At 63.6% G+C, this 26,110-nt stretch carries 25 protein-coding genes and 1 pseudogene; 14 read left to right on the forward strand and 12 right to left on the reverse strand.

The window, feature by feature from the left end; genetic code table 11:
- Positions 1 to 24: 24 nt before the first annotated feature.
- The 11 genes and pseudogenes from BMX92_RS15035 to BMX92_RS15085 form a co-directional block, all read left to right on the forward strand.
- Positions 25 to 819, forward strand: a complete 795-nt coding sequence (locus BMX92_RS15035; protein WP_093017937.1) for an ImuA family protein — start codon at positions 25 to 27, stop codon at positions 817 to 819.
- The gene (locus BMX92_RS15040; protein ID WP_093018120.1) at positions 719 to 2,542 is read left to right on the forward strand and encodes a Y-family DNA polymerase; all 1,824 of its coding nucleotides are present in this window, start codon (positions 719 to 721) and stop codon (positions 2,540 to 2,542) included. The genes BMX92_RS15035 and BMX92_RS15040 overlap by 101 nt, the downstream gene beginning before the upstream one ends.
- On the forward strand, positions 2,539 to 5,820 hold the full coding sequence (locus BMX92_RS15045) for an error-prone DNA polymerase (RefSeq protein ID WP_093017939.1): 3,282 nt from the start codon (positions 2,539 to 2,541) through the stop codon (positions 5,818 to 5,820). Before BMX92_RS15040 ends, BMX92_RS15045 begins: the two co-directional genes overlap by 4 nt.
- Positions 5,821 to 5,848: 28 nt before the next feature.
- Entirely contained in the window at positions 5,849 to 6,118 is a 270-nt protein-coding gene (locus BMX92_RS15050) for a hypothetical protein (RefSeq protein ID WP_143066800.1), read from the forward strand.
- Between the two features lie 61 nt (positions 6,119 to 6,179).
- Positions 6,180 to 6,749 (forward strand): alpha-ketoglutarate-dependent dioxygenase AlkB, encoded by a 570-nt coding sequence (locus BMX92_RS15055; RefSeq protein ID WP_218145790.1) that lies wholly within the window; start codon positions 6,180 to 6,182, stop codon positions 6,747 to 6,749.
- The gene (locus BMX92_RS15060) at positions 6,746 to 7,081 is read left to right on the forward strand and encodes a hypothetical protein (RefSeq protein ID WP_093017945.1); all 336 of its coding nucleotides are present in this window, start codon (positions 6,746 to 6,748) and stop codon (positions 7,079 to 7,081) included. The genes BMX92_RS15055 and BMX92_RS15060 overlap by 4 nt, the downstream gene beginning before the upstream one ends.
- A 379-nt stretch (positions 7,082 to 7,460) precedes the next feature.
- Entirely contained in the window at positions 7,461 to 7,790 is a 330-nt protein-coding gene (locus tag BMX92_RS15065; RefSeq protein WP_093017947.1) for an ArsR/SmtB family transcription factor, read from the forward strand.
- A 10-nt stretch (positions 7,791 to 7,800) separates the two neighbouring features.
- Positions 7,801 to 8,214, forward strand: coding sequence for an arsenate reductase (glutaredoxin) (arsC, locus tag BMX92_RS15070; RefSeq protein ID WP_093017949.1), 414 nt, complete (start codon positions 7,801 to 7,803; stop codon positions 8,212 to 8,214).
- A complete protein-coding gene (locus tag BMX92_RS15075; protein WP_093017951.1) occupies positions 8,211 to 8,747 on the forward strand; it encodes a GNAT family N-acetyltransferase in 537 nt (178 codons plus the stop codon). The genes arsC and BMX92_RS15075 overlap by 4 nt, the downstream gene beginning before the upstream one ends.
- A 5-nt stretch (positions 8,748 to 8,752) precedes the next feature.
- Positions 8,753 to 9,781 (forward strand): ACR3 family arsenite efflux transporter, encoded by a 1,029-nt coding sequence (gene arsB, locus BMX92_RS15080; RefSeq protein ID WP_093017953.1) that lies wholly within the window; start codon positions 8,753 to 8,755, stop codon positions 9,779 to 9,781.
- Positions 9,778 to 10,085 (forward strand): annotated as a pseudogene (locus BMX92_RS15085) (NAD(P)H-dependent oxidoreductase); the annotation flags it as partial. The gene arsB and the pseudogene BMX92_RS15085, both read left to right, overlap by 4 nt.
- A 277-nt stretch (positions 10,086 to 10,362) precedes the next feature.
- Here BMX92_RS15085 and BMX92_RS15090 read toward each other — a convergent pair.
- The 7 genes from BMX92_RS15090 to BMX92_RS15120 all read right to left on the reverse strand — a co-directional run bounded on the left by BMX92_RS15090 (position 10,363) and on the right by BMX92_RS15120 (position 16,634).
- Positions 10,363 to 12,060: a GMC oxidoreductase gene (locus tag BMX92_RS15090; RefSeq protein WP_093017955.1), complete on the reverse strand. Its 1,698-nt coding sequence runs from the start codon at positions 12,058 to 12,060 to the stop codon at positions 10,363 to 10,365.
- A 9-nt stretch (positions 12,061 to 12,069) separates the two neighbouring features.
- Positions 12,070 to 12,714, reverse strand: a complete 645-nt coding sequence (locus BMX92_RS15095; RefSeq protein WP_143066801.1) for a gluconate 2-dehydrogenase subunit 3 family protein — start codon at positions 12,712 to 12,714, stop codon at positions 12,070 to 12,072.
- A gap of 8 nt (positions 12,715 to 12,722) precedes the next feature.
- Positions 12,723 to 13,091 carry a c-type cytochrome gene (locus BMX92_RS15100; protein ID WP_256213446.1) on the reverse strand — a complete coding sequence of 123 codons (369 nt, stop codon included), beginning with the start codon at positions 13,089 to 13,091 and terminating at the stop codon, positions 12,723 to 12,725.
- A gap of 63 nt (positions 13,092 to 13,154) precedes the next feature.
- Positions 13,155 to 14,066, reverse strand: coding sequence for a polysaccharide deacetylase family protein (locus BMX92_RS15105; protein ID WP_093017961.1), 912 nt, complete (start codon positions 14,064 to 14,066; stop codon positions 13,155 to 13,157).
- On the reverse strand, positions 14,063 to 14,989 hold the full coding sequence (locus BMX92_RS15110; RefSeq protein ID WP_093017963.1) for a polysaccharide deacetylase family protein: 927 nt from the start codon (positions 14,987 to 14,989) through the stop codon (positions 14,063 to 14,065). Before BMX92_RS15110 ends, BMX92_RS15105 begins: the two co-directional genes overlap by 4 nt.
- Positions 14,989 to 15,648 (reverse strand): isochorismatase family protein, encoded by a 660-nt coding sequence (locus BMX92_RS15115; protein ID WP_093017965.1) that lies wholly within the window; start codon positions 15,646 to 15,648, stop codon positions 14,989 to 14,991. Before BMX92_RS15115 ends, BMX92_RS15110 begins: the two co-directional genes overlap by 1 nt.
- A 20-nt stretch (positions 15,649 to 15,668) precedes the next feature.
- A complete protein-coding gene (locus tag BMX92_RS15120; protein WP_093017967.1) occupies positions 15,669 to 16,634 on the reverse strand; it encodes a hydroxymethylglutaryl-CoA lyase in 966 nt (321 codons plus the stop codon).
- An 88-nt stretch (positions 16,635 to 16,722) separates the two neighbouring features.
- Between BMX92_RS15120 and BMX92_RS15125 the strand changes: the two genes are divergently transcribed.
- The gene (locus BMX92_RS15125; protein ID WP_093017969.1) at positions 16,723 to 17,892 is read left to right on the forward strand and encodes a CaiB/BaiF CoA transferase family protein; all 1,170 of its coding nucleotides are present in this window, start codon (positions 16,723 to 16,725) and stop codon (positions 17,890 to 17,892) included.
- A gap of 13 nt (positions 17,893 to 17,905) precedes the next feature.
- Here BMX92_RS15125 and BMX92_RS15130 read toward each other — a convergent pair whose 3' ends face one another.
- Positions 17,906 to 18,694, reverse strand: coding sequence for a GntR family transcriptional regulator (locus BMX92_RS15130; protein ID WP_093017971.1), 789 nt, complete (start codon positions 18,692 to 18,694; stop codon positions 17,906 to 17,908).
- 94 nt (positions 18,695 to 18,788) lie between these two features.
- Here BMX92_RS15130 and BMX92_RS15135 point away from each other — a divergent pair, with 94 nt between their 5' ends.
- Together BMX92_RS15135 and leuD are read left to right on the forward strand one after the other, a co-directional pair.
- Positions 18,789 to 20,201, forward strand: coding sequence for a 3-isopropylmalate dehydratase large subunit (locus BMX92_RS15135; protein ID WP_093017973.1), 1,413 nt, complete (start codon positions 18,789 to 18,791; stop codon positions 20,199 to 20,201).
- Positions 20,198 to 20,806, forward strand: coding sequence for a 3-isopropylmalate dehydratase small subunit (gene leuD / locus BMX92_RS15140; protein WP_093017975.1), 609 nt, complete (start codon positions 20,198 to 20,200; stop codon positions 20,804 to 20,806). Before BMX92_RS15135 ends, leuD begins: the two co-directional genes overlap by 4 nt.
- Before the next feature lie 92 nt (positions 20,807 to 20,898).
- Here the strand turns inward: leuD and BMX92_RS15145 are convergent, their stop codons facing one another.
- The 4 genes from BMX92_RS15145 to BMX92_RS15160 all read right to left on the reverse strand — a co-directional run bounded on the left by BMX92_RS15145 (position 20,899) and on the right by BMX92_RS15160 (position 26,075).
- Complete coding sequence (locus tag BMX92_RS15145; RefSeq protein ID WP_093017977.1) at positions 20,899 to 22,296, reverse strand: FAD-dependent oxidoreductase; 1,398 nt, start codon at positions 22,294 to 22,296, stop codon at positions 20,899 to 20,901.
- Positions 22,297 to 22,318: 22 nt separating this feature from the next.
- Positions 22,319 to 23,737, reverse strand: coding sequence for an MmgE/PrpD family protein (locus tag BMX92_RS15150; RefSeq protein ID WP_218145791.1), 1,419 nt, complete (start codon positions 23,735 to 23,737; stop codon positions 22,319 to 22,321).
- Positions 23,730 to 25,061: an MFS transporter gene (locus BMX92_RS15155; protein ID WP_093017981.1), complete on the reverse strand. Its 1,332-nt coding sequence runs from the start codon at positions 25,059 to 25,061 to the stop codon at positions 23,730 to 23,732. The genes BMX92_RS15150 and BMX92_RS15155 overlap by 8 nt, the downstream gene beginning before the upstream one ends.
- 75 nt (positions 25,062 to 25,136) lie before the next feature.
- Positions 25,137 to 26,075: a sugar phosphate isomerase/epimerase family protein gene (locus BMX92_RS15160; protein WP_143066802.1), complete on the reverse strand. Its 939-nt coding sequence runs from the start codon at positions 26,073 to 26,075 to the stop codon at positions 25,137 to 25,139.
- Positions 26,076 to 26,110: the final 35 nt, after the last annotated feature.

The following is a 26,110-nucleotide window of genomic DNA, read 5'->3' on the forward strand; positions in this document are numbered from 1 at the left end:
GGGAACAGATGAGTCGATGTTCCCATGCTTGCGCCCTCTCCCCTCCTCGCCTCGCCGGCGATCGACACTGTTGCCAGGCTGCGCGAAGCGGTGGTGCAGACGCGCACCCTGTCGATCCCAAGCCTGTCCTTCGGCATCGGCAGCATGGATGACCGATTGGCAAGCGGCGGCTTGGATGGCGGGGGGCTGCATGAGATCGCCGCTGGATCATCGAGCCTTACTGACGATGCCGCCGCCACGCTGTTCCTCGCCGGTATAGCTGCCCGCTTCGCGGCTGAAGTCGGCCAGACCGTGTGTTGGGCCATGACAGACTTCGATCTTTATGCGCCGGGACTGGAGCAGGTTGGTATCGGGCCTGCAAAGCTACTCTACGCTCAGGGCCGCAAGGATGTGGACGTGCTTGCCATCGCTGAGGATGCGCTGCGCGATGGATCACTTGCATGCGTGATTGCTGAGGTGAAGTCCGCAGACATGACCGCAACCCGGCGGCTGCAGTTGGCCGCGTCGGACGGGCAGACCCCTATGCTGCTCTACCGCCGTTACCGGACGCGCGACCGTTGCCCCCTCTCCTCGCCATCCTCCGCCATGACACGCTGGCGGATCAGCTGCATGCCATCGGAGCGCCTGCCTTGGCCGGGCGTCGGCCGTGCGCGCTGGCAGGTCGAACTAGTGCGACAGCGCAATGGCGATCCCTTTTCTCTCGAACTGGAGGCGTGCGATGCCCAGGGTCGCCTCGCTCTTCCTGCCCCATCTCGCGATCGAGCGGCTCCGCCGCGTCGAACGGATGCGCGGGATGACGCGATCAGCCGCGCCGCCTGAGGCGGCCCTGCAGCCGCGCTTTGTCGGCACCATCGACGATGATCCAGGCGCCTGCTCGGTACCGCATGGTGGCGGATGGCGGCCGGGCGCACGATGGGCACGCGACGGGGCCATCAGCGGGCATTCGAGCCAGGCGGAACTCGACGCGCTGCCCGCGCATCAGCGGCCTACCATGCGCGAGATGGGGCGCCGCAACGAACATGCCGAGCATCCCTTCAAGGCGATGCCTTCCGATGAAGGGGGTGGCACGACATCCACGCCGTCGCTGAGCTGGGCAACGCTCTGGAGACGCCCCACCGTGCTCGTCCTGCGGACGGGACAGCGCGATGTCATTACCGCAGCCTGCCCCGTAGCGATCGATCTTGGGCTGCGCCCCGCTATGGCCGCGGCGCACGCCCGCGCGCTGGTGGCCGATCTTGACGTGCAGGACGCAGATCTGGACGCGGACCGGGCGCTTCTCGACCGGCTGGCGCTCCACGCCGTCCGGCACTGGACGCCCACCGCCAGCGTGTCTGGCGAGGATGGCCTTTGGCTCGACCTCACCGGTACTACGCACCTGTTTGGTGGCGAAGAGCGCTTTTGTCGCCGCTTGTTGGCGTTCCTCAAACGCTTCGGCCTGACCGCTCGGATTGCCATTGCCGCAACGCCTGGCGCCGCGCATGCGCTGGCGCGGTTTGGCAGCAGCGATATGGTGCTCCTTCCAGCAGGACAGGAAGCGCAGGCTCTCGCCGATCTGCCGCTTGCAGCTTTGCGCCTCGAGCCAGAAGCCCTGGTCTCGGCAGCCCGGTTCGGTCTGGAGCGCATCGCCGATCTCTACCCCATGCCGCGTGGGCCGCTTGCCCGGCGGCTCGGCCTCAGGACGGTCGAGCGGCTGGATCAGGCGCGCGGCCTGATTGCCGAACCCATCATTCCGGTCGTGCCGACGGACACACCGCTTGTAACCCGTCATCTGCTCGAGCCAATCGGAACGCCTGAAAGCATCACCCAGGTCATTTCCGACCTTGTCGATGATCTCGTGGTCGTGCTCCTTCAGCGCGGCATCGGTGCGCGCACGGTCCTGCTCACAGCGGTCCGTGTGGATGGCGAGCCCCAGCGTCTGGTGGTCGGCGCGTCGCGCGCAACAAGGGACGCCCGGCACTTGAAGCGCATGCTCGGCCTCCGGCTTGCGCAACTGGAGCTCGGCCTCGGCATCGAGACGATGCATATGGTTGTGGCCCATCACGAGCCGCTTGGCGCAGAAGCGGTCGGCGCATTGCTGGAAACGTCGCGCAAGGGACGTGATCTTGCCCCGCTTGTCGACCAGCTGAGCGCGCGCGCCGGAGAAGCGGCGATGTTTCGTCTCACTTCCCATGAGAGCGATGTGCCCGAACGCGCCATAATGCGCATTGCACCATTGCACGCGCCGACAGGCTGGCCGGGTTGGAAGCGCCCGGTCCGGCTGCTGCGCCGGCCCGAACCGCTATCCAATGTCGTCGCCCTCATGCCGGATCACCCGCCGCGCCGCTTCACCTGGCGGTGGCAGGCTTATCGGGTTGTGGCAGGTGATGGCCCCGAGCGCATCCATGGCGAATGGTGGCGCACCGATCGGGAAAAATGGACGGTGCGGGACTATTTCCGGGTTGAGGCGCAAGGCGGCGAGCGCTTCTGGCTGTTCCGGCGTGGCGATGGCGTCGATCCCGACACCGGGGACTTAAGCTGGCACATGCACGGGTTGTTCGGATGAGCGCGCCCCTGATTCCTGCGACCAGCTATGTCGAACTGCAGGTGACCAGCCACTTCTCCTTCCTGCGTGGCGCGTCGTCGCCAGAGGAGCTGTTCTCGGCGGCGGCGCTCCTGGGGCACAGGGCCATGGCTTTGGCCGATCGCAGTTCGGTGGCAGGTGTTGTGCGCGGCTGGGCGGGTCAAAAGGCAACGGGCGTCCGCATGATCCCGGGCAGCCGCGTCGATCTGGCCGAGGGACATGCACTGCTGCTCTACCCACAAAACCGTCTTGCCTGGTCGCGGTTGACGCGCCTGCTCTCGATCGGCAAGGCGCGCGGCGGCAAGGGCTGCTGCATCCTCGACTGGGCGGACGTCACGGCCCATGCCGAGGATATGGTCGCGATCCTCGTGCCCGACATGCCGGACGCAGTGACAGCAGGCCAGCTGCGCGATGTGCATGCCGCCTTCGGTCCGCGAGGCTTCTGCGCGCTATCGCTGCGCCGCCGCTCCGATGATGCCGATCGCCTGCACCGGCTGGATGCACTGGCCCACAAACATGGTGTTCGCGCCGTCGCTACCGGCGACATCCTCTACCACAGTAGCGAGCGACGACCGCTGCAGGACGTGGTGAGCGCGATCCGCGAGCGCTGCACCATAGATGAACTAGGTTTCCGGCGCGAGCGGTTCATGGACCGGGATCTCAAATCCCCCGCCGAGATGGAGCGCCGCTTCGCCGCCTTCCCCGACGCTATCCAGGCGAGCGCCGATATCGCCGCTCAATGTACGTTCAACCTCGGCGAAATCCAGTATCAATATCCCTACGAGCAGGTGATGCAGGGTCGCACTGCCCAGGAAGCCCTGGCCGCGCTTACGGAGCAGGCGGCAATGGCCAAATTCCCCGATGGCGTGCCCTGGCGATACCGCAAGCAGATCGACCATGAGCTAAAGCTCATCGCTGAGCTTGAATATGCCCCCTATTTCCTGACCGTGTATTCGATCGTTGCCGAGAGCCGACGGCGCGGCATCCTGTGCCAAGGGCGCGGTTCGGCCGCCAATAGCTGCGTCTGCTATCTGCTTGGCGTCACATCCATTGATCCGATCCAGCATGAGCTTCTGTTCGAGCGCTTCGTCTCGGGCGAGCGGCGCGAACCGCCCGACATCGACGTCGATTTCGAGCATGAGCGACGCGAACAGATCATCCAGTGGATTTACGATAGCTACGGCCGCGACCGCTCGGCGTTAACGGCTGTCGTCACCCGCTACCGCACGCGCGGTGCGGTCGCCGAGGTGGGCAAGGCGCTCGGCCTGCCGCGTGATCTCACCAAGATGCTGACCGGCCTCGTCTGGGGTTGGTCTATGGACGGCATTCCCCAAGAGCAGATCGAGAGCCTCAACTTGAATGCGCAGGATCATCGCCTCAAGCTCACCCTCGATCTTGCTCGCAAGCTGATCGGGACGCCGCGCCATCTCTCCCAGCATCCCGGCGGCTTTGTCCTGACACAGGACCGGCTCGACGATCTGGTGCCGATCGAGCCTGCGCGCATGGAAGACCGGCAGATCATCGAATGGGACAAGGATGATATCGATGCCTTGAAGTTCATGAAGGTCGATGTGCTGGGCCTGGGGATGCTCGGCTGCATGAACCGCGCCTTTAACCTGCTGGACCAGGACAAAGGCATCAGGAAGACCATGTCGGATCTTCAGGATGATGATCCCCTGGTCTTCGGCATGATTCAGAAGGCCGATACGCTGGGCACCTTCCAGATCGAGAGTCGGGCACAGATGTCGATGCTGCCGCGCATGAAGCCGCGCGAATTCTATGATCTTGTCATCCAGGTCGCGATCGTTCGCCCCGGACCGATCCAGGGTGATATGGTCCATCCCTATCTGCGCCGACGCGAAGGCAAGGAGAAGCCCGAATATCCCAAGCCGCAGCTTCGCGCCGTGCTCGAAAAGACGCTGGGTGTCCCGCTCTTCCAGGAACAGGCGATGAAAGTCGCGATCGTGGGCGCAGGATTCACGCCGGTCGAGGCCGATCAACTGCGCCGCGCAATGGCGACGTTCAAGCTTACCGGCGGGGTCAGCCATTTCTACGACAAGCTCGTCGGCGGGATGATCGCCAACGGCTATTCGAAGGACTTTGCCGAGCGCACTTTCAAGCAGATTGAGGGGTTCGGCAGCTACGGCTTTCCTGAAAGCCACGCCGCGTCCTTTGCCAAGATCGCCTATGCTTCCTGCTGGATGAAATATCATCATCCCGACGTGTTCTGCGCCGCGCTGCTCAATGCCCAGCCCATGGGCTTTTATGCGCCCGCGCAGATTGTTCGGGACGCGCGCAATCATGGGGTCGAAGTGCGGCCGGTTTCGATCAACCACAGCCATTGGGATTGCACGCTCGAGAAGACACGCGGGCGCTATATGGCGGTGCGTCTGGGACTGCGTAGTGTGCGCGGGCTCGCCAATGGTCATGGCGCCAGCATCGCCGCCGTCCGCGGCCCTGCACCTTATGAAAGCGTCGAGGATGTCTGGCGCCGCGCCAGAGTGCCGCGCGCCGCGATCGAGCGCCTGGCCGAAGCTGACGCATTTCATTGCCTGGCGCAGGATCGGCGGCAGGGGCTGTGGAAGGTGAAGGGTCTGGGCGAAACGCCCCTGCCCCTGTTCGCCGCGGCCGATGCCCGCGCCGGTCACTTCTCGGCCGAGGGACAGGAACCCGATGTCGCATTGACCCCGATGAGCGCTGGCCGCGAAGTGGTGGAGGACTATCGCTCGACCCAACTTTCGCTGCGCGGCCATCCGCTGCAATTCCTGCGCGCCGAACTCGACGCCATGCGGATCGTACGCTGCGGCGACCTTCATTCGATCCGCGACGGGTGCAACATCGAGGTGGCGGGCGTCATCCTTGTGCGCCAGCGGCCCGGCTCCGCCAAGGGCGTGCTGTTCGTCACCATCGAGGACGAGACCGGCGTCGCGCAGGGGATCCTCTGGCCTGATCGGTTCGAGACCTATCGCCGCCAGGTCATGTCGGCCTCGATGATCGCCATGCGCGGGCGGCTGCAGAAAGAAGGCGAGGTCATTCACATCATCTGCGACCGCATCGTCGATCATGATGCGATGCTGCGCTCGATCGGACGGATGGACTTTACCGTTGCACCGGGCCGGGGCGACGGCGCCTCGCATGGGGGTGGTCCCGATCCGCGCGACCCGGCGTTCCCCAGCGGTCGCACATTGTCCTCACCGCTGTTCACGACACGTGGCTCACAGGATGATGTCCTGCCCATCCGCAGCCATGATTTCCGCTGATATGACGGCAAGTCCTGCAGGAACGATCTTGCGCGCACTCGATGTCCTGCGCGAGGCAGCGGCCATGAAAGACCAGGCGCGCACGCGTGGGGTCGCACTCGCGCTCTGGGTGCTGCGCGGTTATTGCCCGGACGAGTGGCTGGTGGCCTTTTGGGATGCGGCAGGGTCCGATCATGAGATCGGCCGGAGCCAGGGCATGCACGCGGCCTATAACGGGATTGTCCGGCAGGTGCGGACCCGAGGCGGCCTGCCGCAAACGGCTGCGCCCCTGCAATCGGTGGCAGCTGACCCTATATGACTAGGAGAGACATGAACCCGATCGCCCCCTGCGCCGCCATGCGATGGCTTGGATGAACCCGATGTTCGATCTGTTCGACACAGCTGCCGTTCCTGGCCTGGCGATGCGTGAAGACATGCTGACCAAAGCGCAGGAAGCTGCCCTCATAGCGCAAATCGACGACACCGACCTCACACCCTTCCGTTTTCAGCAATGGACCGGCAAGCGCCTAACCTATTCCTACGGCTGGAATTACGACTTCGAGCATGTCCGCTTCGCGCCCGCCGAGCCGATGCCCCGTTGGCTCCTTGACGTGCGAGGGCGCGCGGCTGCCTTTGCGGGTCTTGCAGCAGATGATCTCGTCCAGGCACTGCTGATCCGCTATGATCCGGGTGCGGGCATCGGCTGGCATAAGGACAGGCCGGTGTTCGAGCATGTCGTGGGGATCTCGCTGGGCAGCGAGGCTGTCCTGCGCCTGCGGCAGCGGACCGCCGCCGGGTTCGAGCGCGCGAAGGTCTTGCTGCCGCCGCGCTCGATCTATCGTCTCTCGGGTGAAGTGCGCCACGCCTGGGAACATTGCATCGCGCCTATGGAGGTGCCGCGCTGGTCGATCACTTTCCGCAGCTTGTCGGACCAGGGCCGCCTGGCATGAGCGACCGCTCCTATCCGACCACGCCCGACGGACGTTATTTCGTAGTGCGCGGGCGGCTTTGGCGCACCACCAACCCGGCGCTGGAGCCAGAGCTGCGCGAACGCCTGGTCAAGGACCTGATGGATGCGCGCCGCGCCGTCGGCGCAGCCAGGCGCAAAACCGATCATGCTGCCGAAACAGCCGCGCATGAGGCCGTCGATCGCGCGAAGGTTGCGCTTGGCGAACGCGGTCCGGTCTGGTGGGACGATGGCGCGCCCGATCTCAATCGCCATCTCGCGCGCACAGGCTGCTATGCCGATTGGTATGCGAGCCTTCATGGAAACGAGTGCTAAGCCTTCCGTTTGCGCGGGGGCCTGTCGGCCAGTTCGAAGATGACCGATACATGATCGCTGGCCTTCAGCGTCGAAAGATGATTGTTTAGTTTGCCGTACCGTCGGAGCTTCTGGTGGAGCTTAGAAACGCGGCGCGGACTGCCGTAAACACGGTCGATGCCCGTCGAAATCGACCCTTTGCGGCCGTTCACGGGGCAATTTTTGCTTCCCAGGAGCAGACGGTCAGGTTTTCCGTTTCAGCTGCGCGCTCCGAGCCAATCTCGCAAAGCCAGCATCCACTTGCAGTTGGTCCCTGCCTGCCTTCAAGCAAGACCATTAAAGAATCGGGAATTGTCGATGATTTGTTGACGAGGTAATTTGCATCGGATAATTCCGATGGATGGACACTGATGATGCACTCTCGATTCTCTCAGCTCTCAGCCATCCGACACGGCTCGATGCGTTTCGGCTGTTGATCCGACATGAGCCTGATGGCCTGTCGACCGGCGAATTGGTTGAGGCATCAGGGCTGACCCAGAGCACATTTTCGACGCATCTGGCCGTGATGACGAAGGCCGGGCTAGTGCTTTCCCAAAAGCGTGGCCGCCAACAGATCCAGCGCGCCAACCTCGACGTGCTGCGCGGACTGATGATCTATCTGGCCAAGGATTGCTGCCAGGGGCGCGCCGAACTGTGCGAGCCGCTGCTGGCCGAACTGACCTGCTGCTGAAGAGGCGATAATGATCGATATTGTGATCTACCATAACTCGCTTTGCGGGACCTCTCGCAATGCCTTGGCCATGATCCGCAATGCGGGCATCGAACCCCACGTTGTCGAATATCTGAAGACGCCGCCAAGTCGTGCGCTGCTGGTTGAGCTCATCGAGCGGGCCGGCATTACTCCGCGCGCTCTGCTGCGCGAGAAGGGAACGCCTTATGCCGAACTGGGCCTCGGCGACGAGACCTTGACGGACGAGGCATTGGTCGACGCGATGATGGAGCATCCCATCCTCATCAACCGACCGCTTGTGGTGTCGCCGCTGGGCGTGAAGCTCTGCCGTCCTTCCGAAGAAGTGTTGGATTTGCTGCCGACCGAGCAGCGCAGCACGTTCGTCAAGGAAGACGGCGAAGTCGTGGAAACGACCCGGCGATGACCCTTTCGGTTCGCAGCGCAACGATCGGCGATGCTAAGGCCATTGCCGCCATCTATGCGCATCATGTCCTGAATGGCACGGCGACATACGAGGTGGTGCCACCGACCGAGTCCGAGACCGTACATAAGATACAGATGGTGACCAGGCGGGGCTGGCCGTTTCTTAATACCTGTGATGGATCTGCGATGGTGGGCTACGCTTACGCCACGCAGTTCCGCGATCGACCAGCTTACGCCTATGCCTGCGAGAACAGCATCTACGTGGCGCACGACCGGCGCGGCGGCGGCATCGGCAAGCTGCTGCTCAAGGCTTTGCTGCAGGCAGCTGAAGCCTATGGCTTTCGGCAGATGGTCGCCGTTATCGGCGGCGGCGAACCTGGCTCGGTAGCGCTCCACGAATCCTGCGGTTTCGAGCATGTCGGCCGCCTGACCGGCATGGGCTGGAAGGCCGGGCGTTGGCTCGACACGGTTTACATGCAGGTCGCCTTGGGCGGCGGCACAGCGACCGCGCCTGTCGCTTCCGGGAAGGACTGACGGCCATGTCACTGTTCGAACGCTACCTCTCGCTGTGGGTGGCTCTGTGCATCGCAGTAGGGATCGGTCTCGGCCACTTGCTTCCGGGCACCTTCGAGGCGATCGCAGCGCTGGAGATCGCCAACGTCAACCTCGTGGTGGCGGGCCTGATCTGGCTGATGATTATCCCAATGCTGCTGCGGGTCGATTTCGGCGCGCTCCAAAGTTTCCGGCAGCACTGGCGCGGCATCGGCGTCACCCTCGTAGTGAACTGGGCGATCAAGCCATTCTCCATGGCGCTGCTTGCCACGTTTTTCCTCAGCTATCTGTTCGCATCGATGCTGCCTGAAGGCGCATCGTCGTCCTACATCGCCGGGCTAATCCTGTTGGCTGCAGCGCCTTGCACCGCGATGGTCTTCGTCTGGTCCAACCTCGTCGACGGCGAACCGAACTACACCTTGAGCCAGGTCGCGCTGAACGACCTGATCATGGTCTTTGCCTTCGCGCCGCTGGTGGCTCTGCTGCTGGGTGTGGCATCGATCACCGTGCCGTGGAACACGCTGGCGCTGTCGGTGGGGCTCTACATCGTCGTCCCGGTGGTCATCTCTCAACTGCTCCGCCGCGCGCTCCTTTGCGGCGATGAGAAGCGGCTCCAGCATTTCCTGTCCGCCATCGGCCCAGTCAGCCTTGCCAGCCTGCTGCTGACACTGGTGCTGCTCTTCGGCTTTCAGGGCGAGCAGATCATCCGGCAGCCCTTGGTGATCGCGCTGATTGCCGTGCCGATCCTGTTTCAGGTCTATCTCAATGCGGGCATCGCCTACTGGCTCAGCCGTCGTTTCGGTGTGGCATGGTGCGTCGCCGGTCCTTCGGCGCTGATCGGTGCCTCCAACTTCTTCGAACTGGCTGTGGCCGCCGCCATCAGTCTCTTTGGCCTCAGTTCCGGCGCCGCGCTAGCGACGGTCGTGGGCGTGCTGGTCGAAGTGCCGGTGATGCTGTCGATCGTCGCCTTGGTGAAGCGGACCCGTCCCTGGTACGAGAAAGGTATTCCCGCATGAGACTGCGCGAACTCGCCGCCCCCGATCATCTTCCTGATTTGAACAAGACCTTCGCGCTTGCACGTCCCGCCAGCGGTCTTGGCCCGGATCAACCGGCTCCGCGCATCCTGCTGCTCTACGGCTCGCTACGGGAACGCTCTTTCTCGCGCCTCGCCGTGGAAGAGGCCACCCGCCTGCTGCAGTTCTTCAGCGCCGAGACACGAATCTTCGATCCGACCTGCCGCTGCCCGATCAGGTAGCCGGAGACGATCATCCTTCCGTTCATGATCTGCGCGAGCACGCGCTGTGGTCGGAAGGCATGATGCCAAGAGGCGGTGACAAGAGTGCAGCAGGCCAGTGACGATAAAAAACGTCAGAGATGTCGCCAATTAAAATAGATCCCCTTTTAAATAGATCCCTTCGTTCGGTTAGTTGGTTGCCCTAATTGGGGCTTCATGACCACTATGACCATCCCCAAACCATGAGATAGCAGAGAGGACTTTCGCGGCTCAACCAACGGCAGGTTTCTGCGTGTCCGGCCGTTCCACGTAGTAAGCGCGATCGGCAGAAATGTCCCATTAACAACTTCAGAAATTTCCGATTTACCGAGCCTTTAAACCAGTATTATCCAACTGCGCCACTGCATGTTCGACAGCTCGCGCGGTCAACGCCATATAGGTGAGCGAAGGATTGACGTTGCCGGTGGCCGTCATGCAGGCGCCGTCGGTCACATAGAGATTATCGATACCGTGGACCTGATTATGTGCGTTTGTGACGGACGTGGCAGGATCGCTACCCATCCGCGCGCCGCCCATCTCATGCACCGCCAAACCGCCCGGTGTCGGCTTGTCGGCATATTGCACGATCTCTCCACCACAAGCCTTAAGCATCTCCGCCGCCTGCGCCGCTGCTTCCCGCACGATCGCCATTTCATTGTCCGACCAGTGATGGCGGATGTCGGGTAAAGGCAGGCCCCATTGATCGACCTTGGATGACAGGGTCACACGATTATCGGCTCTGGGCAGCGCCTCGCCAAAGCCGACCAGCATCATATGCCACGGGCCGGGCATGCGCATCGCCTGCTTGAGGTCCGCGCCCAGTTCCATGCCCTCCGCCCCGCGCGCCCAGGTCGAGCGCCAGGCCGATCCCTGAAAGCCGAAGCCGCGCTGGAATGCCGGATTTTTCCGGTCGCCCAGATTTTCATAGCGTGGAATATAGATGCCGACCGGTCGGTTGCCGACCGGCTGCTGGTCGAGGAAACCGGGCATGCGCGCGGTCACGACCGCGCCCATCGCATGGTCCATCAGATAGCGGCCGAGCATGTCGTTGTTATTGCCAAGGCCGTTGGGAAATGCCTCGCTGCGCGATTGCAGCAGCACCATGATCGACCCGATGGTCGACGCATTGAGAAAAATAGTCCGTGCCGTATAGGTGCGCCGCTCCTTCGTCTTCGCATCGATCACGCGCACGCCGGTCACCCGCTTCGTTGCGGGGTCATAATCCACGCCCGCCACGATCGCGTCGGTGACGGTGGTCAGGCGTCCGGTCGCTTCTGCCGCGGGCAGGCTGACGCCGTTGGAACTGAAATAGCTGGCGGTCGAGCATCCCTTGTAGCAGGGGCCACAATAATGACAGGGCGGCCGGCCATTATGCTCCTGCGACAATACCGCAGACCGCTCCGGGATCAGGGTGCGACCGGGGAATTTCGCCTCGATCACCGACTTGGCATGTTCCTCCACGCAGTTGAGCGGCATGGGCGGCAGGAATTCGCCATCGGGCAGGATATCGAGACCGTCACGTTGCCCCGTGACGCCGATGAATTTTTCGACATGGGAATACCATGGCGCGATATCGTCATAGGAAATCGGCCAAGCGCTGCCATGGCCGTCCTGCCCCGGCTCGTTGAAATTGGTCGGCGACAGGCGGAAGGTCGCCCGCCCCCATGTCAGCGACCGGCCGCCCAGATGATAGCCGCGGATCCACGAAAAGGGCGCATCCGCGTCGGTTTCATAGGGATGTTCACTATCGTTGACGAAGAATTGCGTGGACCCTTCGCCAAAGGCGCGCGCCTTGCTCTGGACCGGATAATCCTTCGCATAGGCCTGCCGGTCTCCAAGGCCGTGGAAGCGCCAGTCCCATGGCGGCCGGTCTTCACCGACATAATCCTCGCCATGGGTGACATGGCGGCCACGATCGAGCAACAACACCTTGAGGCCGCGCTCGGTCAATTCCTTGGCGGCCATGCCGCCGGAAATGCCGGAACCGACGACGATCGCGTCGAACAGGGGAGTATCGGTCATGGGCAAGCCTCAGAGCGTCGCAGGATCATTGCCGACGGGGAAGACGAACCCGCTGCGGTTGATCGAAAAGGCATGATCCGCGCCGACATGGGCGCAGGGCTGATATTCGCCGGGAACGAGATTGAAGGTCAGTTCCTCGGTCGCGCCGGTTTCCGACGTATAATAGCCGAACACCGTCAACCGCTTGATCCACAGGAAGAAGGGCGGCGCGACGCCCTTGGCCCGTTTCGACCATGCGTCCGTCTGAACCGCCTTCAGCCAGTCCAGCCGCTGCGCGGGCAGGAGCATGTCGAAGCTGGTGCCCTGCCTGCGGATCGTGTCCTGCGCGAAAGCGTCCAGCCCGGAGAGGAAGGCTGAACGCTCCGCCGGGTCGAGCCAATAGCTGACCATCAGGTCGATGAAGTCGGGCACGCCCGCCTTCACCGCGCCCGGCGTATCGGTATCGGGCAGGATCGTGTCTGCAATGGCGAACACCAGCTTGCGCTGGCGCGCGTCGAGTGCGGATGCGCTCTCTTCCGCCATGGCCTGCGTCAACTGATAGCCGCCCGCGCCCAGTCCATAGGCTGTCGCAGCCATCATACAGAGGCGCAGCAGGCCCCGCCTGTCCATATGGGTGCCGCCTTCTGCGGCATCCTGCCCTTCAGGCGTCCCCATGGCGCGGCTCACTTGGCCGGCAGCGTTTTGAGATAGGCGATAATGGCCTTGCGCTTTTCGGGCTGCGGCACGCCGCCGAACGCCATCTTCGTGCCGGGCACGACGCCCCTGGGGTTGGCCATATAGGCGTCCAGCTTCGCCTCGTTCCACACGATGCCGCTCTTGGCCATGGCGGGGCTATAGGCATAGCCGCTCACGCCGCCAGCCTTGCGGCCGACGACGCCAGCCATGGTCGGCCCCATGCGCTTGTCCGTCGGCTTGGTGCCGTGACAGGCCATGCAGGCGGCAAAGGCGACCTTGCCGTTCGGCGCGGTCTGGGCCTGCGCAGCGACAGGCACCGCCAGCAAGGCGGCTGCGATGATATACCCTGGGCGCATTATTTTCTCCGTTTATTTGTATCTAATATAATACAATTCGGCAACGCAAGTGCTTTTGTCCAATCAGAGGCTGGCGGCAATCTCGCCCGTCGACAGGAAGGCCAGCCCTTCCCTACCGGCCAGTCCCTTTAGCAAGGTTTCCAGCGCCCCGATGCGATAGGGCAAGCCCATGATATAAGGCGTGATGTGCAGCGGCAGCATTCGGCCGCCATGACTCTGCGCCTCCGTCATCAGCCAGTCGGCGGCATCCTCTATCTGGATGCGATAGCTGTCGGCCGAATGCTGCTGCGTGGTGATGATCTGGCGATCGGACAGTTCATGGTTCAGCGGCACGTTGACGATGCCGCCGGCCGGCATGGTCATCGCATAGGGCAGTTCGTCATTCACCCAATCCAGCATGTAGCCGACGCCCTCCTCCGCCAGCAGGCGCGGCGTGTTCCAGCTTTGCGATCGGGCGATGGAGAGCCATCCCGCAGGGCGCTGGCCGGTCGCCTTCTCCATCATGTTGAGCGAGGTGCGGATGATCGCCCGCTCCTCCTCCTCGGCAAGCCCCGTGGCGATGGTCGCGTTCATGTCGGTCGCATGGGCGACAATCTCATGCCCGGCGGCCACTATGTCCCGCACCAGCGCGGGATAGCGCTCGGCTATGACGCTGTTGACCGCCACGCTGGCCTTCGCCCCGACCGCCGCCAGCGCGTCGAGCATACGATAAAAGCCGATGCGCGTGCCATATTCGCGCGACGTATAATGGCGATAGTCGGGATAGGCCGTCTGCATATGGCCGGGCGCGCGAAACGGCTTGTCCGACGGCGTGATCGGAAACCATTCGAGCGAGATGACGACGCTGACGGCCAGCTTCGCGTCACCGGGCCAGGTGATCGGCGCGCGATCGAACAGGTTCGACCAGGGATAGAGGTCATGGTCCATGCCCTGCGCACGGCGGGGATAGGTGAGATAGGCGGGGTCCAGGCTCATCGTGCATCCTCTCTCTGATGGGCGGTGTCGGCCAGCAGCCGGTCATAGCCCTGCCCGATGAAATGGTCGGCGATATCGCCGCTGCGCGTGATCCAGGCGCGGCCATCCTGCGCGATATGGCGCAGCACTTCCTCGAACGGGCCGATGCGGTGCGGCTGTCCGATCAGATAGCTGTGCAGCGGAATGCACATGACCGTGCCGGACTCGTCGCCCTCCGCCGCCAGCCGCTCATACTGGCGGATCAGCGTGTCGGCATAGTCGCGTGGCGACATATTGTAGACGAAGAAGCCATAATGATCGTTGACCTCCAGGCTGTAGGGCATGGAGATCAGCTTGCCGTTCGCGACATGGATCGGCGTCGGCTGATCGTCATGATAGAGGTCGCAGGTATAGCTCAGCCCATATTCGGCGATCAGGTCGAGCGTGCGGGTGGTGTGGGTCAGCGCCGGGGCCAGCCAGCCCTTGATCGTCTGTCCCGTGGCATCGCGCACGGTGCGGATCGAATCCTCGATAATGGCGCGTTCCTGCGCCTCATCCATGCCGTAGCTATAGCGGGTGTTGTAGATGCCATGGCTGAAAAATTCCCAACCGCGCGCATTGGCGTCCGCCACCACTTCGGGGACATGCTGGCACAGCGCGACGGACAGCGAGACTGAGCCGGGAAAGCCATGTTTGCTCATGACGTCCGCCATGCGCCAATGGCCGACCCGATTGGCATAGTCGCGATGGCCATAGCCTACCACATCGGGATGCGGCTTGGTCCAGCTCTTGCGATACGGATTGGCCGCCGGATCGATCTCGTAAAATTCCAGGTTCGGCGACACCCATACCGCGACCTTCTTGCCGTCAGGCCATTCGATCTTCGGTCGCCCGCGATAGGGCAGGAAATCGTAAAGCCCCGGATCCTTTTCGCCTTCCCGCATCAGCGCGCCTCCAGCCAGTCGATCACGGTCTGAACCGGCTCGACATCGGCATATTTGAGCTGAAGGTCGGTCAGGTTCGCGAAATGATAGCTTTCATGCTTGTCCGCGCAGGTTTCGATCGGGACGATGGTGCGATAGCCGCGCGACAGCGAATCGACGGCGGTCGCGCGAATGCAGCCCGACGTGCTGCCGCCGGTCACGACCACGGTATCGACCTTGTGCCAGACCAGCAGGCTTTGCAGCGGCGTTTCGAAAAAGGCCGACGGCATGCGCTTGTCATAGATGATGTCGCTGGGGTCGATCCGGCAGCGATCGTCGAAGGTGTGCCGGTCGCTGCCATATTTGATGTTCTGGAGCGAATCGGGCGTATTGGTCCGCGTGCCCCACACCCCGGCATCCGCCGCATCCTCGACATAGGCGACATGGGTCCAGATGACCGGCATGCCCCTGGCGCGGGCCAAATCGGATATGATGTTCACATAGTCGATCTGGCGCGGATCGGTTTCGTACGCGGTCTTATATTGGTCGATCCGCGTATAGGCGTTCTGGAAGTCGACATTCACGATGGCGAGCTTTTCCCCGAAGCCGAATTTCGTGCGGGCGGGATTGGCCATCACCTCTTCGAAAATCTGCCGCGCCGTGCGTCCGTCGGACAGCATCCGGGTTCCCACTATGTCGCTCACGCCATTTCTTCCTTTCTTTCCAGAGATATGCTGCCACCTTTAGAAACGAAGCCAAGCGGCAATCCCGCCTCCGCAACGAAACCGTAAAGCGGTTCATCGGGCAGAGCGCCTGTCAGAATGTCACGCACCGCGACCAGCCGATCGATGTCGATGCCGGTCGACAGACCCAGCGATTCGAGCATGAATACCAGATCCTCTGTCACGATGTTGCCGCTGGCGCCCGGCGCGAAAGGACAACCGCCAAGGCCCCCAAGCGAACTGTCGAACGTGGTCAGCCCGACCTCTAGCCCGGCCAGCACATTGGCAAGGCCCAGCCCGCGCGTATTGTGCAGATGGATTCCGGTCACGGCCGCATCACCCACGACTCCCCGCACGAAGCGGACCATGTGGCGGACGCTGGCCGGATTGGCATAGCCGGTCGTATCGGCCAGCCCGATTTCGTCGCAGCCAGACGCCATCAGCGCCTCGGCCAGCATGCCGATCTGCCCGTCGGCAATATTGCCCTCCAGCGTGCAGCCGAAGACCGTCGACAGGCTGCCTTCGAAATGCGGACGCCCTTCCGGCGGCAGCGCGGCGATCATCGCGCCGATCTGGCGTGCTTCCTCCAGCACCTGCGCATGGTTACGGCGCAGATTCGCGAGGCTGTGGGCTTCGGAAACGGACAAGGGCAGCGTGATCTTGTGCGCCCCGGCCGCGATCGCGGCGGCCGCGCCCTTCGCATTAGGCACCAGCGCCGCCACCGTCAGTCCGGGAATCGTGCGCGCATAGGCGGTGATCTCCGCCGTGTCGGCCAGTTGCGGCAGCAATTTGGCGGGCACGAAACTGCCCACCTCGATTTCCGTCACGCCCGCCGCCGCTTCCGCCGCGATCCAGGCCTTTTTCACGTCGGTCGGCAATATGGGCCTGATGCTTTGCAGCCCGTCCCGTGGCCCGACTTCACTAATCAATATGCGTTCCGACATTCCGATCCCTCGCGCTATTGTATTATTTCTATAACAATTTATGAGGGGCTGTCGATAGGCGTTTATCGCATGATTTGCAGGGGAAGATATGAACGCGGATGCATTGCCGCTCGCCGGCATCCGGCTGGTTGAATTCACGCATATGGTCATGGGGCCATCGGTCGGCGTGATCCTGGGCGATCTGGGCGCGGAAGTGATCAAGGTGGAGCCCAAGGGCGGTGATCAGACCCGCAACCTGCTGGGATCGGGCGCGGGCTATTTCCCGATGTTCAACCGCAACAAGCGCAGCATCTGCCTTGACCTCAAGAGCGATGCCGGGCGCGAGGCCGCCTTCGCGCTGGCGCAATCGGCGGACATTGTGGTCGAAAATTTCCGTCCCGGCACACTGGAGCGGCTGGGTCTGGGTTATGAAGCGCTGCGCCGTGACAATCCCGGCCTCATCTACTGCTCGGCCAAGGGTTTCCTGACCGGCCCCTATGAACAGCGTACGGCCCTGGACGAAGTGACCCAGATGATGGGCGGCCTTGCCTATATGACCGGTCCGTCCGGCCGCCCGCTGCGGGCAGGGTCGTCCGTCGTGGATATTACCGGCGGCATGTTCGGCGTCATCGCGATTCTCGCCGCGCTGGAACGGCGCCACCGCACCGGTGAGGGGGCTGAGGTCAAATGCGCCCTGTTCGAAACCACCGCCTTTCTGGTCGGCCAGCATATGGCGCAGGAAGCCGTCACCGGTGCGGCGCCCCGGCCCATGCCCGAACGGCTGTCGGCCTGGGCCATTTATGACGTGTTTCAGACGCGCGAAGCCGACGAGCAGCTCTTCGTCGGCGTCGTGAGCGATGGCCAGTGGCTCAGCTTCTGCGAGGCATTCGGGCTGGACGCGTTGCTGAACGATCTGTCGCTGCGCGCCAACAATGCCCGCGTCGAGGCGCGCGAGCAGATATTGCCGGTCGTGCGCGCCCTGTTCGCGTCGATGTCCCGCGCGGAGCTGGTCGTGCGACTGGAGGCCACCGGCCTGCCCTTCGCCCCGATCGCCCGCCCCACCGACCTGTTCGACGACCCCCATCTGGTGGAGGGCGGCGGGCTGGTCGACCTGACCTTGCCGAACGGCACGCAAACCCGCCTTCCCGGCCTGCCCATCGAAATCGACGGAGAGCGCCTTCCGCTTCGTCGCGACCTGCCCGTGGCCGGTGCGGATGGCGCGGCACTGCTGCGCGAAATGGGGATGGGCGAGACGGCGATCGCTGCCGCTCTGTCCTGACCCTTTGCGCCGGCTATCCCAGTTGCGGTTTCGTCACGCCATGCAAATCCAGGCTCAGCCTGTAGCGATCGGCCCGATAGTCCGCGATTGTGTAAAGGATCGCGCCTTCATTGGCGTCGAAAATCACACGTTCAACGCGCAGCAACGCAGCCCGCGGTTCCAGATTGAGCATGACTGCGGTTTCTGGGTCGGCATGGCGAGACGATATCGTCTGACGCCCGCTACCTGGAACAAACCCCGCCTCGCGCATCAGGTCCAGGATTGGCTGCTTGGTCAGCAAGGTTTTCGTCAGCTTGACGCCAAGGTCCGCCGGCACCCAACTGGTCGTCAGGCCCAGCGGCTCCTTGTCAAGGTGACGGATACGACGCCCGCGCAGCATCATGGCGCCTTCGGGGCGCTCCAACATGTCGGCAACCTGCCGGGGTGCGGGTTCCTCGACAATGTCGATCACCTTGACCGGCGTGTTGCGGCCAAAGGCGATCAGCGATTCGACCGCCTGATCCACATTCGCTTCCAGCGGAACGGCGGACGTCCGGTACACCACCCGCGTCCCCACGCGGCGCTTGCGTTCGACCAGACCGCTTTCGGCCAGCTCATGCAGAGCGCGTCGCGCCGTAATGCGCGACACGCCATGCTGCGCCACCAGTTCCAGTTCGGTCGGGACCGGTGCCCCGAATGTCAGCTGGCCGTGCATGATCTGATCCCGCAGGCCCAGGAATATCTGATGATAGAGCGGAACCGCGTTCGATCTGGAAACCAGTTGGGACGTGGCAATGTCGGGCGAGGGTGCGGTTTTTGTCATCGCCGCCAGCCTAGCCGATGAATGCAGGAGGGGGAACCGGGTTAATTGTTATGTTTACATATCATTTGAACAGCGCAGCAGATAGTCGTCCCGCATGAGCAAGACCCTGTTCGAAAAATTATGGGACATCCATGTCGTCATGGATATTGACGGCGATGCCGCCTTGCTGGCGATCGACCGTGTCCTGATGCACGAACGGACTGGCGGGGTTGCGCTGGAAAGTCTGGCGCTGGCCGGGCGTCCGGTGCTGGCACCAGAACGCGCCTTCGCCACCATGGACCATATCGTCGACACGCGGCCGGGTCGCGGCGACGCGACGCTGATGCCGACCGGCACCGCCTTCATTCAGGCCACCCGTCAGGGCGCGCGCGCCGCCGGCATCCACCTGTTCGACATAACCGATCCGCGGCAGGGCATCGTCCATGTCATGTCGCCCGAACAGGGCATATTGATCCCCGGCATCACGCTCGTCTGCCCCGACAGCCACACCTGCACCCAAGGCGCGTTTGGCGCGCTGGCGTGGGGCATTGGGTCCAGCGAGGCGGAGCATGCGCTCGCCACCGGCACCTTGCGGGTGCAGCGGCCGGGCACGATGCGGATCATGATTGATTCGCAACTGAAGCCCAATGTCAGCGCAAAGGATCTCGCGCTGCATATCTTGTCACGGATCGGATCAGCCGGCGCGCGCGGCAAGGTGCTGGAATATGCCGGCAGCGCGATATCGGCACTGGATGCGGAGGGCCGCATGACCCTGTGCAACATGGCGACCGAACTGGGCGCCTTCACCGCCATCATCGCCCCCGACCAGAAGATATTCGATTATGTGAAGGGTCGCCCCTTCGCGCCGCAGGGGGTGGACTGGGACGCAGCACTAGCAAGCTGGCAGTCGCTCTACAGCGATCCCGATGCCCGCTTCGACACCGACCTGCGCTTCGACGCGGCCGATGTGGTTCCCATGGTAAGCTGGGGCACCAGCCCGCAGCAGTCGCTTGCCTTGGGCGCCCCCGTCCCGACCGCACAGGCCGTCGCCGGGCGCGACACCGCCGAAGCCCATGCCCGCGCGCGCGACTATATGGATGTGACGCCGGGTCAGCCGGTGACGGGCCTGCGCATCGACGGCGCCTTCATCGGCTCCTGCACCAACAGCCGCCTGTCCGATTTGCGCCGCGCCGCCGCGATCCTGAAGGGCCAGCATGTCGCCGACCATGTGCGCGCGATCTGCGTCCCCGGCTCCAGCCAGGTGAAGGCGCAGGCCGAGGCCGAAGGGCTGGACCGCATCTTCCTGGACGCCGGGTTCGAATGGCGCGAAGCGGGCTGTTCCATGTGCTTCTTCGCCGGGGGGGAAAGTTTTGGCCCGCAGCAGCGGGTCATTTCCTCCACCAATCGCAACTTCGAAAGCCGGCAGGGCCCGTCCACCCGGACCCATATCGCCTCGCCCGAAACCGTTGCCGCTTCGGCCCTTGCCGGCGTTATCGCAGCAGCCCCTGTCAGGGAAATCAGCCTATGACGCCTTTCACCAGCATGACGGCCATCGCCGCGCCCCTGATCCGCGACAATATCGATACTGATGCGATCATCCCCTCGCGCGAGATGAAGACGGTGGGGAAGACAGGCCTAAAGGAAGGGTTGTTCGCGGGATGGCGCTATCTGGCTATGGGCAGCCGCGATCTGACGCCCGATTTCATCCTCAACCAGCCCGCCTATCGCGACGCGAAATTCCTGCTGTCCGGTGCCAATTTCGGCTGCGGCTCCAGCCGCGAACATGCCGCCTGGGCGCTGGCGGAATATGGCTTCCGGGCGATTGTGGCCCCGTCCTTCAACCCGATCTTCCATGGCAATTGCATCCGCAACGGCATCGTGCCGGTGACGCTGGCGATCGATGACATCACGGAACTGGCGGATGCGATGCCAGCGCCGATCCATATCAGTCTGGAAGAGATGCAGGTGACGGGCGCCGACGGCATCGCCCTGCCCTTCCACCTGCCAGAGGAAGCCCGGCGCGCCTTGCTACTGGGCCTGGACCCGATCGGCCAGACGCTGCTGGAAGCTGATCGTATCAAGGCGTTTCTGGCGAAGGACGCCCTTAGCCGCCCGTGGATCTATCCCAACTGAAAAAGGAAGGCGGGCTGTCTCCAGCTCGCCTTCCCTTCCCGAAACGACGGCGCGCCAGCGTGCAGTTTGGCGCCCCGTCGATCAGGAATCCGTCAATTGCCGTTGATTTGGCTAGCCGCAGCGCGCCCGGCCAGCTTGCCCAGCGTCGTCGCCGTCAGCAAGCCATTGCCCGCCATATAGCCATCGGCACCGGGGCCGGAAATGCCCCGCGCCGCGCCACCACCGGCGAACAGGTTGGGCATCGGCTTGCCGTCGCTCGTCAGCACGCGCGCATCGCCATCGATCATCAGCCCGCCCTGCGTATGGAACAAGGCGCCCGTCACCTTCGCCGCACGATAGGGCGCTGCCAGCACCGGCTTTCCGACAAAATCGCGGCCAAATGGATCGACCTGCTCGCCCATCACCATGGCGGCAACGCCCTCCAAGGTCTGCGACAGCGCGTCGAGCGGCAAGCCTGTGGCGGCGGCCAGCGCAGCCACATCGGGCGCTTCAATAACCGCGCCAGCCTCCAGCGCGTCGCGATAATCCTCGAACTGGCACATCAGCTGGTGCAACCGATCGTCGAAGATCGACCAGGCGACATGATCGGGCTGGGCGTTGACCTTGGCCGCCTGCTCGGAATAGCCGGCCGCTTCGTTCGAGAAACGCTCGCCCGCCTTGTTGACCTGAAAACCGCCTTCCATGATAAGCGGCCACAGGATCGGCACGCCATGCCCCGCGGCCAGCCCACCATGGCCCTGATAGGCGGACAGATCGGCCATGCCCGCCCCCATCGCCTCACCCCAGGCCAGCGCATCGCCCTTGTTGCCGGGATGGCCATGGAAGACGGCGCCCGCCATTTCGGGAATCCAGCGTTCGATCAGATCGGCATTGCCGCCAAAGCCCGAACAGGCAAGGATCAACGCATCGCAGCCAATATCCTCCAGCGCGCCATCGGGCCGCCGGATACGGACGCCGTTGATGGCCTGTCTCGCGACATGCAGCGTTTCGACCGATGCGTCGGTCAGCACGATCACGCCCGCTTGTTCCGCTGCGGACTCCATCGCCGCCATCAACTGCCCGCCCGATCGCGCCGGCGTGCCATACATGCGCCGGGCGCTGTGCCCCGGATAGAGGAAGCCATCCACCAACGTCAGCGGTACGTCATGGCTATCGCGGAGCCAGGCCACCGTATCGGCCGATTCCTCCGCCAGACGCAGCGCCATGGCGCGATCAGTCTTGCCCTTGGTCTTGGCCATGATGTCGTCGGCGAACTGCGCCGCGCTGTCCGCAATCCCGGCTGCCGCCTGTTCGGGCGTACCGGCCGCCGGGATCAGGCCGGTCGACATGGCGGTCGATCCCAGCGGCGTGGGATCACGTTCGATCACCAGCACATCGACGCCCGCATCACGCAACGCCAGCGCAGCGGCAAGGCCGGTGCCGCCCGCCCCCACGACGATGGCAGGAAAGGAAAGGTCGAAGGCGATCTCGTCAGTCAGCAAAAGGGTCATGATGCAATCTGCTTCTTTATAATCAGGCGCGGTGCGAAAGAGGCGGCGTCGACAGCAGCAACAACAGGCCCTCCAGACTGTCCGCCTGATCGATCGCCATCACCGCATCCCGAATGCGTCCAGCCCCTTCGCTGCCCCAGACCGGATCAGCCAGGCTATGGAACTTGGCGAAAATCTCGTCCGTGCCATAGGGATGCTCGGTATCGCCCCGATTGACCCGCGCGGTGCCAGACAATAGCTGGCCATCCTTCATGCTGATGGTCACGCGGGCAGGCCTTTCGGCCGGCAGGGCGGCAGTCATACCCACATCCTCGCGTACCTGCACCCGGCTGGCGAGGTCGGCGATGACCGGATTGCTGCGCGCGGGCAAGCGGAAGGCGTCGGGCGTCGCCGCGCCATGGACCAAAGTCGTCGCCACGGCGAAGGGAATGGAGAATTTCGCCGCCAGCATCGTACCCGGCGCGGGATGGTCGAGTTGCGCCGCCCAGCAGTAGGTATCGACCTGTATGTCGGATACATGCGCGGGATCGATGGCATGCTCGGCCATCAGGCCGGTCACGACATCCAGCGCAGCATGAGTATAGCGGCAGGCCGCGTGCATCTTGAAATAGTTGCGCGCGATTTCCCAGCGCTCGCCCAGTTCCGCCACCATCTCGTCCGGCTGGAAATCATCGGCGACGATGCTGTCATAAACGGTTGCTACCGCATCCCGCTCGCCCACGAAGCCCGACCGGTGCAGCGTGTTCGCCATCAGACCCAGCTGGTTGGACAGGCCCGAGAAGCAGTTGCGGACGGTCGCGCCCTCCAGCATCGTGCGCCGGCTGGTCGCCAGCGACAGATTGGCGGCGATATTGATGATATTGGCGACCGCACCCTCATCAGCGCCCGCCAGACTGGCCGCGCCGACCGACGCACCGACCGTGCCCCATGTGCCATGCGGGTGCATGGTGACGCGCAGCTTCGACGCGATGCCGATCCGCGATCCGATCTCATAGCCCAGCACCAGCGCGCGCAGCAGCGTCTCGCCGCTCTGATCCCCACGCGCCGCCGCCAGCAATGCCGGGACGACATGGATGCCGGGATGGCCGCGCGCAAACTGATTGCCCTCGTCCAGTTCCAGCGTCGTTCCGGCCACGCCGTTGACGAAGGCCGCCATCGTCTGTGGTGCCTTGCGGCCGGTCCCGATCAGCGTCACGCCTTCAGCTGTTGCTTCTGCCTCGACCAGCGCCTGCACTTCGGGTTCCTGCATGCCACCGGCCATGGCGCCGATGGAATCCAGCAGCACCAGCTTTGCCCGGTCGATCACGCCATCGGGCAAGGCCATGGACCGGGCCTCCACGGCAAAGCGGCTCCACTGTCCCAGCCATGCGCTTTGGGGACCGGCCAGCAATGCGCTGGCGGGCACGACGGTTGGCGTCGACAGGACAGCCATGTCAGTCATGGATGATATTTCCTCCGATACGCAGCGTGATGGCGGCCAGCACGCCGGCGATGCACAGCGGCACCGCGAAACAGGTGAAGACCAGCCACAGCGGCAATTTCGCGCCCAGCAGCAGGCCGCCGGCCATCGGGCCGATCACCGCGCCGCCCCGGCCGATGCCGACCGCCCAGCCGATCCCCGCACCGCGCACCGATGTCGGATAGACTTGCGCCGCCAGCGAATAGAAACCGCTGAACCCGCCCTGCAACGTCATGCCCAGCAGACAGGCGACGCACAGCAGCAGCGCCAGCGGCAGCGACGCCGTGAACAGGATCATCAGCGCCGCACAGGCAAGGAAGAACAGCCCGATCAGTGCCCCGATCGGCCGACGGATCGCCAGCCACCCGATCAGCAGGCCACCGGCCACGCCACCCAGGTTGAATATGCTGCCTGCCCAGATCGCGTCGCCCTGATCGAGGCCCCGCTCCACCGCCAGCTTGGGAATCCAGCTGGTGATGAAATAGAGCACGGCGAAGCTCAGGAAGGTCGCGCTCCAGAGAGTCAGCGTCGATCGCCAGCGCCCCTGCGTCAGCAGATCACCCATGCGCGGCAGGGCAGAAGTCGCGGGCCGTTCGGCAAGATAGGGCAGAGCCGGTCGCCCCAGCTTGCCGCGCAGATCGTTGATCCGCTCCAGTGCCCCTGCGGGCTGGCGCGTCTCCAGAAAATTGACGGATTCCGGCAGGCATATCCACACCAGCGGGATCAGGATCGCGCTGATGATACCGGCGCCCAGCATGGTTTCCTGCCAGCCGAAGGCGGGGATGGAAAGGATCGCAACAAGGCCCGTCAGCACCGCACCGACCGGATAACCGGCCTGAAAGATACCGATGGCCAGCGATCGGCGACCGGCCGGCGCATATTCGCTCACCAGCGCCGCGATGCTCGCCAACAGCGTGCCGATGCCGATGCCGGTCACGACCCGCATCAGGGCGAAACTCCATAATCCGCCGACAAGGCCGCAGCCCAGAGCGCCGACGGTCATCAGCACCAGCGCCAGCAAAATGGTGGGTCGCCGGCCCCAGATATCGGCGAAGGGCGCCACGACGATACAGCCGATCATCATGCCGACAAGGCCCGCGCTGAACAGCACGCCCAGCGCCTGCACGCTCACCTGCCAGTCGGTGGCGAGCGCCGGTGCCACATAGGCGATGATCATCACGTCCATGCCGTCCAGCGCATTGATCAGCGCGCAGAGCAGCACGACCAAGATCTGCAACCGCGACCACCCGGCCGCCCCCGCATCGCCCCCCGACGATGCAGGGGTCATCGCGATACCCCCGCTCATATTGCCATTCCCTGCTGTGTCCCTGCCATGCGCCTTAGTCCTTCATGCCTGTATCGCCGGTGGGCACGGAATATGTCAGCTGGCCAGCAAGGGCTTGAGATATTCGGCCGCGATGCGGATCTCCCGCTCCGGGTCGGTCGGGCGATCAAATTCCAGATAGAAATGTTCGATCCCGGCCGCCTTACCTGCATCGATCAGCAGCTTGAAATCCTCTATGCCTTCGCCGACCGTCACGATATTACCGGCCGCATCACGGTCTTTGAGGTGGCACAGGCGGAAGCGGCCCGGATATTGGCGGAACAGCGCGATCGGTTCGGCCCCCGCCTTGGTCGCCCACATGAAGTCGATTTCGACCTTCACCGTCTTGGGATCGCTATGCCCGACCAATATGTCGAACGGTCGCGTCCCATCGACGGGTGCAAATTCCCAGTCATGATTATGATATGCGAACCCGAGGCCCTGATCAGCGCATAACTGACCGGCTCGATTAAATGCACGCGCATACCGCTCTGCCTCGGCCAGCGTGTAACTTTGGCGCCATGCCAGTTGCCAGACGATCCAGGACTGGTTCATCAGCTTGGCGCGCTGAATGGCTTCCAATATAAAGCTGTCGACACTTTCGGGTTGAAACGCCTCGTCGAACTGGGCGCTCATAGCCGCCTTTTCGGCAGGCGTCGTCGGCGGCTTCTGGAAATAATTATAGAGATTGCCCGGCATCAGATGCTGTGACGGGCTGACAAGGCCATGACGTGCAAAGGCATCGCGCACTTCGATCGGATCACGGCTGAAGCTACCGAGCGTCTCGACTTCCTTGTAACCCAGCCCGGCGACCAGAGCGAGCGTGCCGTCGAAATCCTTCTCCAGCATCTTGAGAACCGTGAAGAGCTGTAGTCCCAGCGGCTTCGCGCGGGCTGGTGCCCCCGCCCCGCCGATCGACTGATTGGCACAGCCCGACATGCTTGCCGCCACCGCGCCCAGACCCACAGCCTTCAAAATATCTCTACGCTCGATCACGTCCGCAACCCCTTGTCATCTTATCAGTCCGGCCG

Origin of the sequence: Sphingobium sp. YR768 (genome assembly GCF_900111125.1) — a bacterium.
Taxonomy (GTDB): domain Bacteria; phylum Pseudomonadota; class Alphaproteobacteria; order Sphingomonadales; family Sphingomonadaceae; genus Sphingobium.

Coding starts and splice junctions, on each gene's coding strand:
- BMX92_RS15135 (WP_093017973.1), top strand. CDS start 18,789: ATGAGCAAGACCCTGTTCGAAAAATTATGGGACATCCATGTCGTCATG.
- BMX92_RS15065 (WP_093017947.1), top strand. CDS start 7,461: ATGGACACTGATGATGCACTCTCGATTCTCTCAGCTCTCAGCCATCCG.
- arsC (WP_093017949.1), top strand. CDS start 7,801: ATGATCGATATTGTGATCTACCATAACTCGCTTTGCGGGACCTCTCGC.
- BMX92_RS15130 (WP_093017971.1), bottom strand. CDS start 18,694: ATGACAAAAACCGCACCCTCGCCCGACATTGCCACGTCCCAACTGGTT.
- BMX92_RS15075 (WP_093017951.1), top strand. CDS start 8,211: ATGACCCTTTCGGTTCGCAGCGCAACGATCGGCGATGCTAAGGCCATT.
- BMX92_RS15105 (WP_093017961.1), bottom strand. CDS start 14,066: ATGAGCCTGGACCCCGCCTATCTCACCTATCCCCGCCGTGCGCAGGGC.
- leuD (WP_093017975.1), top strand. CDS start 20,198: ATGACGCCTTTCACCAGCATGACGGCCATCGCCGCGCCCCTGATCCGC.
- BMX92_RS15120 (WP_093017967.1), bottom strand. CDS start 16,634: ATGTCGGAACGCATATTGATTAGTGAAGTCGGGCCACGGGACGGGCTG.
- BMX92_RS15060 (WP_093017945.1), top strand. CDS start 6,746: ATGAGCGACCGCTCCTATCCGACCACGCCCGACGGACGTTATTTCGTA.
- BMX92_RS15145 (WP_093017977.1), bottom strand. CDS start 22,296: ATGACCCTTTTGCTGACTGACGAGATCGCCTTCGACCTTTCCTTTCCT.
- arsB (WP_093017953.1), top strand. CDS start 8,753: ATGTCACTGTTCGAACGCTACCTCTCGCTGTGGGTGGCTCTGTGCATC.
- BMX92_RS15155 (WP_093017981.1), bottom strand. CDS start 25,061: ATGAGCGGGGGTATCGCGATGACCCCTGCATCGTCGGGGGGCGATGCG.
- BMX92_RS15045 (WP_093017939.1), top strand. CDS start 2,539: ATGAGCGCGCCCCTGATTCCTGCGACCAGCTATGTCGAACTGCAGGTG.
- BMX92_RS15055 (WP_218145790.1), top strand. CDS start 6,180: ATGTTCGATCTGTTCGACACAGCTGCCGTTCCTGGCCTGGCGATGCGT.
- BMX92_RS15040 (WP_093018120.1), top strand. CDS start 719: ATGCCCAGGGTCGCCTCGCTCTTCCTGCCCCATCTCGCGATCGAGCGG.
- BMX92_RS15115 (WP_093017965.1), bottom strand. CDS start 15,648: ATGCTGTCCGACGGACGCACGGCGCGGCAGATTTTCGAAGAGGTGATG.
- BMX92_RS15035 (WP_093017937.1), top strand. CDS start 25: ATGCTTGCGCCCTCTCCCCTCCTCGCCTCGCCGGCGATCGACACTGTT.
- BMX92_RS15110 (WP_093017963.1), bottom strand. CDS start 14,989: ATGCGGGAAGGCGAAAAGGATCCGGGGCTTTACGATTTCCTGCCCTAT.
- BMX92_RS15150 (WP_218145791.1), bottom strand. CDS start 23,737: ATGACTGACATGGCTGTCCTGTCGACGCCAACCGTCGTGCCCGCCAGC.
- BMX92_RS15095 (WP_143066801.1), bottom strand. CDS start 12,714: ATGGGGACGCCTGAAGGGCAGGATGCCGCAGAAGGCGGCACCCATATG.
- BMX92_RS15100 (WP_256213446.1), bottom strand. CDS start 13,091: ATGCGCCCAGGGTATATCATCGCAGCCGCCTTGCTGGCGGTGCCTGTC.
- BMX92_RS15090 (WP_093017955.1), bottom strand. CDS start 12,060: ATGACCGATACTCCCCTGTTCGACGCGATCGTCGTCGGTTCCGGCATT.
- BMX92_RS15125 (WP_093017969.1), top strand. CDS start 16,723: ATGAACGCGGATGCATTGCCGCTCGCCGGCATCCGGCTGGTTGAATTC.